This is a genomic window from Exiguobacterium sp. RIT452, from assembly GCF_003598705.1.
Taxonomy (GTDB): Bacteria; Bacillota; Bacilli; order Exiguobacteriales; family Exiguobacteriaceae; genus Exiguobacterium_A; species Exiguobacterium_A undae.
In genome coordinates, this window is sequence record NZ_QXJB01000002.1 from 270,494 (window position 1) to 283,193 (window position 12,700).

Consider the following 12,700-nt stretch of genomic DNA (forward strand, 5'->3'; position numbering starts at 1 on the left):
TCCTTTTGAGTAACACTCGGGGTAGATTCCTCGTAGTACTCGTCATATTCTTGCTGTGAAGCACCTCTACCTTTATTTATTGTAGCATCATTTTCGTATTCGAGTTCATCTAAATCGTCTGTGTTTCCGAGAAATAGATTTTGCATTTTCGATTTGAATCCCATATCGATTCTCCTTTCGCTTATCTAGACAATTTATCGTTGGACTAAAACAGTACCCACTCGAACGTATGTCGCACCCTCTTCAATGGCAATCTCATAGTCGGAAGACATGCCCATTGATAACTCCGTACACGGTGCATGGGGAAGGTGACGTGCTGCAACTTCATCCCGCAAGTGACGAAGCGATCGGAACACGGAGCGGATCGTCTGCTCGTCTTCTGTCAAGGGTGCCATCGTCATCAAGCCGATGACCCGAATCATCGGATATTGACCGACCTCGTGTAAAAAGGAGTGGATATCGGTTGGATGGATTCCTTGTTTGGACTCTTCACCGGATACGTTGACCTGTACAAAACAATCGACAGGCTGTTTCGCCCGCTTGTTGATTTCCTCGGCGAGGTGCAACCGGTCAAGAGAATGCAACACATCAATCCGATCGATGACCTGACGCACCTTTCGTGTTTGCAGTGTCCCGATGAAGTGCCATTCGCATGCCGTGCGACCCAGTGCTGCCTGTTTGTCCGCCAATCCTTCCGGACGGTTTTCACCCAGTGCGGTCACTCCTGCTTCCAGCAACTCCGCCGCTACTTCGCTTGACACTGATTTCGTCACGCCAATCAATTGTACCTGCTTGTTTTGCTCAGTCTTTTCATATGCCTGTTTCATTTTTTGGTGTACGTGTCGTACATTTTCAGAGATTGACATCAAGAGGCTCCTTTACAATCAAACTAGCAAATCGTCCACCGTGGTCACCATGTCGGTAGGAGAAATAATCTTCCGCTTGGCAATTCGTACAGATGCCTGTATCAAGCACATCACCGACTCCACTTCGTTCTGCTAAGAGAGCATTCGTTTTTTGGAGCGATAACATCGCTTTGCCGTTTTCCTTCCGGACGTACGGCGATTCTTCTAGTCCGAGTTGATCGATGGCTTCGAGCACAGGACCATCCACTTCATAACAACATTCCCGAATCGACGGTCCGATTACCATCTGGACGGAAGAGCGCTCTGCTCCTGCTTGTTCCATCTTCGTCAATGTCTCTTCGACGATGTTCGCTACGGTTCCCCGCCATCCGGCGTGGACATTTGCGATGATGCCTGTTCGCGGATCACAGAAGATCAACGGTACACAGTCAGCGAACAACATCATCAACAAGACATTGGAGTCGGTCGTCACCAATCCGTCTGTACCCTTAATGGCCGTCTCATAATCGGATGCGCCGCACCCTGAATCGAGTGTCGTCACCTGTTCGACATGATTGCCGTGAATTTGTTCCGCCCAAACGGAATTTTCAAGTGCTAATTCCAATTGTCGGACGATGACTTGACGGTTTTCGACGACGCCGTTTGCATCATCCTTGACATGTAATCCAAGATTTCCATTTCCATGTGGCGCTGCAAACTTTGTGGTGAACGCTGCCCGAACGGTTCCCGTCGGGGTATCCCATTTTATCCATTGACCAAACATCTCATCCCATCCTTTTTTAAAAAAAGAGGTGTCGCTTACGCGACACCTCTTGATCTAGCAATCGTGTCTTTGGAATATCGGTTTAGCGATTATTCCGGCGAAGGAAAGAAGGAATATCCATCGTCTCTTCGACATCTGACCCTTTTGCTGGTTCTTGGTTCGAGCTACTAGGTGTCTCTTCGACTTGTGGTTTCGGCTCTTCAGCAACTGGTGATGGTGCCGCTTGTTTTTTCTTCAACAAGTTTTTCATCATTTCTTGTGCTGATGGAATTTCGAAATCGAGTGGTTCGTTTTCAAATTCTGTTGCGATGACCGTGACGATGATTTCATCTTCGAGGTTATCGTTAATGACCGAACCGAAGATCAAGTTCACTTCTTCATCCGCGGCACTTTGAACGATTTGAGCGGCTTCCGTCACTTCATACAGGCTCAAGTTCGCACTTCCGGTAATGTTCATCAAGACACCTTTTGCACCTTCGATCGATGTTTCGAGCAATGGACTAGAAATTGCTTTTTTCGCAGCTTCCGTCGCACGGTGTTCACCTGTTGCGACACCGACACCCATTAACGCTGAACCTTTTTCTGTCATGATTGTTTTTACATCGGCAAAGTCTAAGTTGATCAGACCAGGAACGGCAATCAGATCCGTGATCCCTTGAACCCCTTGACGAAGAACGTTGTCTGCCTCTTTGAATGCTTCAAGCATCGGCGTATTACGGTCAACGATCTCAAGCAACTTATCGTTTGGAATGACGATGAGTGTATCTACTTTTTCTTTGAAGTTTTGGACACCAGATACAGCATGTTGCATCCGCTTACGTCCTTCAAACATAAATGGTTTCGTGACGACACCAACTGTCAATGCACCAATTTCTTTTGAAATCTCCGCGATGACAGGAGCAGCTCCTGTTCCTGTACCTCCGCCCATTCCAGCCGTGACGAAAACCATGTCCGCACCCGAAAGAATTTCCGTTAACTGCTCGCGACTCTCTTCAGCGGCTTTTTTTCCGATTTCCGGATTTGCTCCCGCTCCAAGACCGCGTGTCAATTTTGCGCCCAATTGAAGTTTGACGTCCGCTTGAGACATATTTAACGCTTGCGCATCCGTGTTGACAGCGATGAATTCTACGCCTTGGACACCATGTTCAATCATTCGGTTGACAGCGTTTGATCCACCGCCACCTACTCCGATGACTTTGATTTTAGCTACTTGGTCCATCATTTCATCAAAATGCAACATAAAAGGGGCCCCCTATTTTTTTATACTGATTATTTTTTATTAACCGAAAAATTTCTCAAAGAAACTACTGAATGACTTGCGTTCTTTTGGAGGCTGTTCTTGCGGCTTTCGATCTTCGCGTGCGGGTGCTTGAGGCTGACTCGCCAACAGTTCTTCTTGTTCACGCCCTTGTGCGATACTACCCTTTTCATCCGCACGGTCAAACCCGGACTTCGAAACTGTACTTCGTGACAGGACGTAACGTAACATCCCAGCAGCCACTGCATACTTTGGATGACGAATACCGAGGCTCGCCGGCTGATAGACGTTGACGTTCTGTTTGAAGATCCGCTTCCCGAGCTGATCGATTCCAGGAAGCGACGAACTTCCACCGCAGAGAATGATACCGCTGTTCATTTGCGAATAACCGGCTTGCGTCATCCGCTTCTGAATCATTTCAAAAATTTCTTCAAGGCGTGCTTCGAGTACGAAACCAATTTCCGTTTGCGGTTCGAAACGGTGTTCCCCGTTGATTGTGACGTACGAAACTTTTTCTTCCGGATCGCCTAGTGCTTCAAGCGCAACCCCGTACTCTTCTTTTGCAAGCTTTGCATCTTGGTATTTACAATTCATTTTATACGTCAAATCGCGTGTCAGGTGATCGCCACCATACGCTAATGTCGTGGAATACACTAAGTCATTTTTTTCGTAAATCGAAAGCGTTGTTGTTTCGTGTCCGATATCGACAATCCCGACACCAAGTTCCAATTCATCGATGGAAGCAGCAATTCTTGAGACGGCTAAGCTTTCTAGCACATATCCCGCAAGTTCCAAGCCCGCTCGTTCGATGGAACGTTTGATGCTATGTAGAATCGTCTTCGCTCCAATGATCAGTTTCCCGGTCACTTCTAAGCGATAACCAATCATTCCGCGAGGATCCGTAATCTCCGTTTGCTGGTCGACCGTAAAGGTTTTCGGAAGAACATCTACGACACTCAGCTCATTCGGAATGCGCATGACCATGGCCGAATGAAGGACATCCTTCACGTCATCGTCCGTGATTTCATTGTCCTCACCCTTGATGGATGTCATGCCTTGGCAATCCTTCACTTGAATATGCTCACCAGAAATCGCTACGTATACTTCACCAATCGGTTCACCAAGTGTTCGTTCCACTTCTGTGACCGCTTGTTTAATGGCATTCACTGTTTGATCGATATCGACGATGACACCTCGCTTGACGCCAGCAGACGGAGCAGATCCTTCCGCTAACACATTCAGCGTTCCACCAAGAAGTTCACCAACGATGAGTTTCACTTCCGATGTCCCAATGTCTAGTGCGGCAATCGTACCTTTCGTTTCCATGGGAGTGACACCTCCACTTTCATAATACTAATCCAATTCGTTCCTGTTTATATTCACAGGAATCAAGAGAAGCTTCTTCTCGTTTAAGTCTACACTATAAAAAACCTCACGAAAAGAAGTTATTGCCTAACATACCCATCTAATAGATTACGATTTGATGACGATACGCCCGGTTTCTTCCTAATGAAAACAAACGTTTGTTAAACCGTTCTATCTCGCCCTTTGTTTTTCTATTTTTTTCCTGTATATGGTTTGAAATAGATTCCACCATCAATTGTAATCGTCCCTGTTTTTCCTTTTGGCAAGGCGGAAATCACTTTGACATATTCATTCAACGAATTAGAAAAAGCCGACGTACTCAATAAGACGGTATTCCCGTCTGTCATGAATAACTTCAATCCCCCTTTATCGGTCTGATCGTTGGCGACGATTTCCGAAATCCGACTCCGGACTTTCGGTTCAATCTTCACGAGTTCTTTCGTCAGACGTTGCAGGGATGGATCGGTGAATCCGGTTAGAATCGGTGCATCGAACAGCTCTTCCTTTGACTTACCAGGAAGGATCGTACCATCTGCCAATACAATCCGGGCACCGGGTTTATCTTTCGCGTACGCAATCTCTTTTTCTTCGACGACTTCTACTTCATAGTGGTGAAGAAATCGTTTTTTCATCGTCGCTTCTCGAATACCCGGTACATCTTCGATTCGTTCCAGTACGGCTTCTTCCGACACATTGAAAGCATGTGTCTCCTTGACCTTAATACGCGATGCTTGAATGATGTCTTCCTTCTTGACGTTAATCGTGCCGTCGATATCAAATGTCGCGACACGTGAATAACTGGATTGAAGGTAAAAGACGACACCAATCAATAGACCGATCAGGATGAGGACATAGATTAGACGACGGTTTGCTTTCTTCCGACGCTGCTCACGGACATATGGAATTTTATCTTCTAAGCTACGGACAGTCGTATCCGTCTGCGGCTGTCTTTTCGGTCGTTGTTCCCTCACGTAAGCCTCTCCCTCCATACTCATTCATTTCAGTTCCTTATCGGTCTATTCCTGCTTTGATTTAATTTTTTTGTTGGATCAACCGCAACAGCTCGTCGACTAAGTCACTTGCTGCGTCTGGCATACCGAGTGCCAAAGAGGCTTTTGACATCGCGTCCTGCTCGGCAATCGCCGTCGTACAGGCTTCGAACAGACGGTCGCCCGTCAATTCCTTTTCGCGCACGAGCAGACTGGCTCCCGTTTCGACAAGTGACGAGGCATTCACTTCTTGATGATTTTCCGTCACGTAAGGGCTCGGAATCAAAATGCTCGGTAAACCAAGTGTCGTCAATTCCGCCAATGTACTTGCCCCTGATCTTGAGATGACCAGTTGACTGGCTTTTAAAATCAAAGGCAAGTCATAGATGAACGGTCGCAGTTGGATGCGTTCCGGTAACGTTCCAAGTTGTGCCTTGATTGTTTCGTAATGGACCTGTCCCGTAACGAACAACAATGACCAGTCGGTGTTTTCCAGTCGTGGAATCATCTCGACGACGGCCTGATTGATGGCCGGTGCACCCCGGCTTCCACCATAGACGACGATCAAGGGACGTCCTTCTTCAAACCCGTATTTCCGCCGTTCTTCCACCGGATTGATTTCCAACAAAGCAACTTCGGAAGCACGCGGATTACCAATTAAAATCGTTTTTGCTTCGTTTTTCCCGAAGTGATGACCGGAGCCTTTAAAGGACAAAGCGACACGATCCACATAGCGGGCTAAAAATTTATTTGTAATTCCAGGTAAACTGTTTTGCTCATGAACCAATGTCTTATATCCCATCTTCGCTGCCGTATACAGCACGGGACCACAGACGAAACCGCCTGTCCCGACTACGATGTCCGGTTCGAAATCACGCAACAACTTCCGGACACGGACGACACTTTTCAAAAATCGGATGCCGGTCTTGACGTTTTCAAATGAAAGCGACCGGCGGATTCCTGAAATCTCGATGGATTCAAACGGAATTCCCGCGCGTCGGACGATGTCTGCTTCCAATCCATTTTCCGTCCCGATATAGAGAACTTCGCATGGCATACGGCGTTCGATTTCCCGAATCATTGCTAAAGCCGGATAGATATGACCACCCGTGCCTCCTCCAGAAACTACAATTCTCATTTCGCCGCGCCTCCCTGTTCTTGGACGGAGCGAATGAAGTGTTCGCCGCGCTCTTCGTACGTTTTATATTGATCCCAGCTGGCAGAAGCCGGTGACAGTAAAATGATGTCGCCCGGTTCAGAAACGTCAAATGCCGCTTTCACCGCTTCTTCCATCGCTTGTGTAACCGTTGCTGCCACCTGTTGTTGCTCTGCCAACTCAGCGAAGCGTTGACCGGTCTCTCCTAACCCGATGACATGCTTGACATGGGTCATCGCATGACGGAGCGGACTCAAGTCTGCCCCACGTTCAAGACCCCCGCACAACCAAACGATTGGCGCTGTGAAGCCGGATAAAGCGGCTTCTGTCGCGACATTATTCGTTGCTTTTGAGTCATTGTAGACTTTGCGTCCCTTGAACTCTCCGATGTATTCCGTCCGGTGGGCGACGCCACCAAATGTCCGCAACACATCCTGAATGTCTGTCATGGCGATGGCGAAGGGTTCGATCAACGTCAAGGCTGCCAAGACGTTTTCCAGATTGTGCCCACCGCCTAATGCCAACTCATTGACCGGCAGTACCGGCGTCTCACCGATGATGATCATCCCGTCTTCCACCCGGGCATACGCCGATTGTTTACGTGAGAACGTCAAGCGTTGCGCTGCCGTCTGTTCGCTCAACTGCATGACATGACGATCATCTGCATTGACGACGAGACGTCCGGAGGCCTCCATATTCTCAAAGATCCGTGCTTTCGCTTCAGCATACGATGCGACATCCCCGTGATAATCGAGATGTGCCGGCGAGAGATTCAAAAAGGCTGCACTGACTGGTTGAAAAGCATCAATCCCCATCAGTTGGAAGCTCGACAGCTCAATCACGATCACATCTCCTGCTTGTGCCTGTTGCGCGATTTCAACTGCCGGAAATCCGATGTTACCAGCCAGATGGACACGTGCTTGACCACGGCGCAACAGCTCGTGCACCAGTGTCGTCGTCGTCGTTTTTCCATTGGATCCGGTAATCGCCACCCAGCTCGCACCGGTCGCCCGATAAGCCAATTCCACTTCCGTCCAAATCGGGATTCCTTGCGCCAAGGCTGCTTGCAACAACGGAATCTGATACGGAATTCCTGGATTTTTAACGATCAGCTCGACTCCTTCAAGTAAGGATAGAGGATGACTGCCAAAAATCGTCTCGACCTTTAATGTTTGTAATGTCTCGACATCTTCTACGCTGGGTGTTCCACCATCATTGACGGTGACGTCGGCCCCTGCTTGGACTAAGTAGTGAGTTGCTGCAATACCACTCTTGGCCGTTCCGAGAACCAGTACCTTTTTTTTATCCAGTTCAGAGATCTTCATCTTTAAATCGCTCACTTTCTTGACCACAAATTTCGGTTATACAAACAGGTAGGCGATGAACGCCATGATAAAGCTGATTGAAGCAAACGTTCCGACAATCCGCCATTCACTCCATCCGACCATTTCAAAATGGTGATGGATCGGACTCATCTTAAAGATCCGTTTTCCTGTCGTCTTAAAGGAGATGACCTGTAAAATGACGGACAGCGTCTCGACGACAAACACGATACCAATCAAGACGAGCAACAGTTCTAGTTTCAGTAAAATCGACAATCCGGCTAGCGCCGCCCCTAATGCAAGTGATCCGGTATCCCCCATGAAGATTTTAGCCGGATAGACGTTAAAGACTAAGAAACCGATCAAGGCACCGACTGCTGAAAAAGCAAACAAGGCGACACCCGGCTCATCTGCAATCAACCAACCGTATAATCCAAAGAACAAGAAAGTTGGGATCGCTGTAAAGGAGACCAGCCCATCCAGTCCGTCCGTCAAGTTAACGGCATTCGAAAAACCGACCAGCCAAAACAAGGCGACGAACGGATACAGAAGACCAAAATCAAACGACAACGACGTAAACGGAATCGAGAGATAAGTGGCTTCGCTTGTAAATCCACCACTCAACCAGACGAAGAGCAGTCCAACCACAATTTGACCGATTAGTTTTTGTTTGGAATTCAAACCGAGGTTCCGTTTTTTGACGACCTTGATGTAATCATCGATGAACCCGATTGCTCCATAGGCAAGCGTCAAAAAGAGTAACGACAAATGACTTGCTTCAAAGCCGTTCGTAAACAACGTGACGATGAGACTTCCGATCATCGCCAGTAAAATCACGATACCGCCCATCGTCGGCGTTCCAGATTTCACTTGGTGCCAGTCCGGACCTTCTTCGCGGATTTCTTGACCAAATTTCAGACTGTGCAAAAACGGAATGGCTTTTGGCATCACGAGTACGACAACCAAAAACGCAACAATTAAACTGATGAATAACGTGATCATTGTAAACACCTACTTTTAAGGATTAAATTTTGTTTAGATATGTGAAGATTTGTTCGAGGGCAAGCCCACGTGACGCTTTCAATAAGACAACCGTTTGTTCTCCTAACAAGGGTTCCAGCAGACGAGCGGCCTCTTCGACCGTCTCCGCAAATTGGACTTGGACGGTTGGATCGACGATTCCGTCTGCAATATGGCGCCCCTTCTCCCCTACAAGGATAGCATGTGACACAGGAAGTGCAATCTTCTTCCCGACAGAGGCATGTAACGACTTTTCCTGTTGACCCAGTTCATACATGTCTCCGAGGACGACGACCTTGTTCGTAAAGCCGTCCAACTCCACAATCGTCTCGATTGCGGCATTCATCGAAGTCGGACTGGCATTGTAAGCATCATTGATGATCGCCGTTTGTCCATACATCAGACGTTCCATTCGCATCGGTGTCAATTGCACCGCATTTAATCCGTCTTGGATGACATCATTCGACAATCCAAGCGCTTTTGCTGTCGCAATGGCATAAGCGGCATTGCGGACTTGGTGTTTGCCGAGGACCGGAATCGTAAACTCTGTCCCGTCGAATTTAAACGTTGTTCCGATGAACGTCGCTTCCGCTTGTTCGATGACGAAGGTGTTCGAGTGGCGATATCCGATTCGTTCAGCAGTCGCTTCTGCCAGTAACGGTTCATCTCCGTCGATGAACAGGTGACCATCCGGCTTCAAACCTGATTGAATTTCCAGCTTCGCCCGTGCGATTCCCGTCCGTCCGCCGACCTGTTCGGCATGTGATTCGCCGATGTTGGTCACGAGCGCGATATCCGGTTCTGCCAGATTCGACAACAGTTCGATATCACCGAATCCGTTCATGCCCATTTCGAGCACGGCGACTTCCGTGTCGAGTGGCATCATCATGATCGTCAACGGCATCCCGATGTCCGAATTAAAGTTTCCTGCTGTTTTATGTGTCCGGTACGTCCGCTTTAAGACACTTTCGATCATATCCTTCGTCGATGTCTTACCGTTTGACCCTGTAATGGCAACAACTTTCGGGGAAACGAGTTGTAAGTATTTCCGGGCAACGAGTTGAAGCGCTGCTAACGGTTCCTCGACCTCAAGGACGACGATATCGGTCTCCGGAAGAGGAACTCCTTTTTTCCATAACGTCGCGATTGCCCCGTGTTGCACGGCTCCCTCGATGAACGAATGTCCGTCGACGCGTGCTCCCTGAATGGGAATATAGAGCCCATCCGTCAGTGTGCTTCTTGAGTCTGTCGCAAAGTTTCGCAACGGTCGTGCATCCGATTGGTCGATTCCCAACCAATCTGCTAATTGTGCAATGGTCACCATATCTTTTCCTCCACTCATTTACAGCAAACGAGGACGAACAGAAGTCAACGAATGACTCCGGTCCGTCCTCGTTTCACTGCAGAAATCAGGAAACCGCCGTTCCTTACTCTTTTGGTTCAGCGAGTTCCACCGTCAGCTTTCCATTTTCCTTTACTAGTGTACCAGTTCGTGCCGATTGTTTGGTTACAAAACCTTTACCAATCACATCTAACTTCAAGTTGTACAGACTGACTAATTTTTTAACGTCACGCTGCGACCACCCGGTCAAATCTGGAATTTTGAACGTGTTCGCTGTTTTCAACAGGACACGTTCTCCGCTGACGAACTCTTGTCCTCGTGTCGGGATTTGCGACACGACCTCGGCACCGTCCCCAAGAATGACGGGAACCGCCCCTTGTTCTTTTGCTAATGACTCTGCCTGGTTCATGCTTTTTCCGATGTAACTCGGAATGATTTTTGCTTTGACATCCACGGACTCTTTTTGTGTGGCCGGTTTGATGCTCCGATATTGCAACGCCGTATTCATGACGCTTTTGAAGACCGGACTCATGATGCTTGGACCGGAAACCGACGATTCGTTTTTAGAAGGTCGGTCGACGGCAATATACATGATCAGTTCAGGATCATCCTTTGGAGCCATTCCGATGAAGGAGTGGATGAACTGTCCTTGAATGTATTTGCCGTTCTCCGAAATCTGTGCGGTTCCGGTTTTTCCGATGACACGGTAATCTTTTAACTTATACATCTGTCCTGTTCCGATTTTACTGTTGACGACACCGTCGAGTGCTTCTCGTGTCGCTTTTGCCGCTTCAGCTGAAATCGGTTTGCCAACCACTTCGGTTTTGGCTTTGTACGGAGCCTTATCGGTATGGTCGGCTTTTTGGATGATGTGTGGTTTTACCATCTCGCCGTCACCGGCGATCGCTGTCGCCCCTTGCAGGATTTGCATTGGCGTGACCGCCGTTGATTGTCCCCAAGACGTGATCAGCGTATTTAACGGTTTAGATAAATCCGACTGGCTGTTGACTTCGCCCGAGATGTCTATACCCGTTTTTTGATCAAAATGAAACTTCTTGAAATAGTCTTTGTACCGTTCGATGCCCAACTTTTCCGCCGTTAAGATCGAGAACATGACGTTCGACGAATGATAGACCCCTTCAATCATCGGAATCGTTCCCCACCCGACGTCATTGTAATCTTTGATGACGGTCCCTTTGTAGTTGTAGCTTCCGGATTTGTAAGGTTCTTTCGGACGGAAGACACCGGCATCGATCGCCGCTGCCAATGTAAAGATTTTCATCGTTGATCCCGGTTCGAAACGGGACGACACGGCAAAGTTCGTAAAGTCCGTCATGTCCCGTAAGTTAGGGTTAAACGACGGTCGATCGGCCATCGCCAGAATCTCACCTGTTTTTGCATCCATGACGATCCCGGTTGCATTTTTCGGTTTGTATTCGTCGTACATTTTTTGCATCTGTTTTTCGAGCGACTGTTGGATTCGGTGATCAATCGTTAAGTAGAGATTTGATCCGTCTTTCGGTTCATTCGAGATTTTGGATGTCCCTTGAACGAGCTCACCGCCGCTCCGGTCTTTCTCGAACACACGGGAGCCAAACGTTTCCCGTAATGCCTCATCGTACTGCTTTTCGATCCCCATCTGCCCTTTTAAGACGACACGTCCGTTATTTTCCGTAATCTTTTGGACGAATCCGAGCGTATCCGACAAGAAAATTCCGTTTGGATAATACCGTTTCGGTTCCTCGATCAAACGAATACCCGGTAGTTTCAAGCGGTCAATCTGCTCTTTTTGATCAACGGTCAAATCATTTCCTTTTTTCCCGAACTCGATTTGCGACCGTTCCTTGTTCTCAATCAAGTAAGTTTCCAGTTCTTTGACGGACATGCCGAGAATCGGTGCAAGACCTGTCGCTGTTTTCTTGAAATCCACGACGGTCTCGTCCGGATCCTTTTCACCGCCTAAACGATAGACCGCAACGAGATGATAGGACGGGATGTTGATCGCAATCGGCGAACCCAACCGATCAAAAATCTCTCCCCGTTCCGCCGATAACGTCGACTGGGCTTCCCACCGTTTTTTTTCGGCATAGACGATCATATCTTCACCATGAAATTGTTTGGTCGTTGATAAATACAAAAAGCGGCTGATGAACACCAAAAAGAGAGCAGCAAATATCCATAAGATAATGCGTACTCTCCGTCGGGATTTAGATAGTGGATTCATTTAGGAATCACCTTAATGTTCCCTTTTCGCATATCAAGACCTTGTTCTTTCGCAATCTTGTAAATTCGTTCTGGAGAGCTTAAGTTTGTCACTTCAAGCTGAAGCCGTTCATTTTCTTTTTTCATCGTTTGCGTCACTTGATTTTCCTTCGCCAGATCCCGACTGATATTGTAGGCATCATTATGTGCCCCAATCGTCATGCTGCCAAAAAGAACGATTCCACCAATCATTGCACTGTAGAGGAATTTTTCGAATGGATACAAACGATATTTTGGGCGAACCGCGACGCGACGGGCGATATCTTCCGTTTTACGCGGTTCTTGCATCGGTTGCTGTCGAACGGGTTCCATTGTTTGAATCGGTTTACGAAGTGGTTCTGCCATGTGAATGCTCCT

The 12,700-nt window shown here is 47.8% G+C and carries 11 protein-coding genes; all 11 read right to left on the reverse strand.

Annotated elements, in window-relative coordinates; genetic code table 11:
- Positions 1-194: 194 nt before the first annotated feature.
- Entirely contained in the window at positions 195-866 is a 672-nt protein-coding gene (locus D3D03_RS06885) for a YggS family pyridoxal phosphate-dependent enzyme (protein ID WP_026832563.1), read from the reverse strand.
- Positions 853-1,629, reverse strand: coding sequence for a peptidoglycan editing factor PgeF (gene pgeF / locus D3D03_RS06890; protein WP_119923210.1), 777 nt, complete (start codon positions 1,627-1,629; stop codon positions 853-855). The genes D3D03_RS06885 and pgeF overlap by 14 nt, the downstream gene beginning before the upstream one ends.
- A gap of 82 nt (positions 1,630-1,711) precedes the next feature.
- Positions 1,712-2,869 carry a cell division protein FtsZ gene (ftsZ, locus tag D3D03_RS06895; RefSeq protein WP_026832561.1) on the reverse strand — a complete coding sequence of 386 codons (1,158 nt, stop codon included), beginning with the start codon at positions 2,867-2,869 and terminating at the stop codon, positions 1,712-1,714.
- Between the two features lie 39 nt (positions 2,870-2,908).
- The gene (gene ftsA, locus D3D03_RS06900; protein ID WP_026832560.1) at positions 2,909-4,213 is read right to left on the reverse strand and encodes a cell division protein FtsA; all 1,305 of its coding nucleotides are present in this window, start codon (positions 4,211-4,213) and stop codon (positions 2,909-2,911) included.
- A gap of 230 nt (positions 4,214-4,443) precedes the next feature.
- Positions 4,444-5,223 (reverse strand): cell division protein FtsQ/DivIB, encoded by a 780-nt coding sequence (locus D3D03_RS06905; RefSeq protein ID WP_119923211.1) that lies wholly within the window; start codon positions 5,221-5,223, stop codon positions 4,444-4,446.
- A 61-nt stretch (positions 5,224-5,284) separates the two neighbouring features.
- Positions 5,285-6,379 (reverse strand): undecaprenyldiphospho-muramoylpentapeptide beta-N-acetylglucosaminyltransferase, encoded by a 1,095-nt coding sequence (murG, locus tag D3D03_RS06910; RefSeq protein WP_119923212.1) that lies wholly within the window; start codon positions 6,377-6,379, stop codon positions 5,285-5,287.
- A complete protein-coding gene (gene murD, locus D3D03_RS06915; RefSeq protein ID WP_026832557.1) occupies positions 6,376-7,722 on the reverse strand; it encodes a UDP-N-acetylmuramoyl-L-alanine--D-glutamate ligase in 1,347 nt (448 codons plus the stop codon). Before murD ends, murG begins: the two co-directional genes overlap by 4 nt.
- Positions 7,723-7,758: 36 nt before the next feature.
- Complete coding sequence (gene mraY / locus D3D03_RS06920; RefSeq protein WP_119923213.1) at positions 7,759-8,721, reverse strand: phospho-N-acetylmuramoyl-pentapeptide-transferase; 963 nt, start codon at positions 8,719-8,721, stop codon at positions 7,759-7,761.
- A gap of 22 nt (positions 8,722-8,743) precedes the next feature.
- Positions 8,744-10,063: a UDP-N-acetylmuramoyl-tripeptide--D-alanyl-D-alanine ligase gene (locus tag D3D03_RS06925; protein WP_051523904.1), complete on the reverse strand. Its 1,320-nt coding sequence runs from the start codon at positions 10,061-10,063 to the stop codon at positions 8,744-8,746.
- A gap of 103 nt (positions 10,064-10,166) precedes the next feature.
- Complete coding sequence (locus D3D03_RS06930; protein WP_119923214.1) at positions 10,167-12,305, reverse strand: penicillin-binding protein; 2,139 nt, start codon at positions 12,303-12,305, stop codon at positions 10,167-10,169.
- On the reverse strand, positions 12,302-12,688 hold the full coding sequence (gene ftsL / locus D3D03_RS06935; protein ID WP_026832553.1) for a cell division protein FtsL: 387 nt from the start codon (positions 12,686-12,688) through the stop codon (positions 12,302-12,304). The genes D3D03_RS06930 and ftsL overlap by 4 nt, the downstream gene beginning before the upstream one ends.
- Positions 12,689-12,700: the final 12 nt, after the last annotated feature.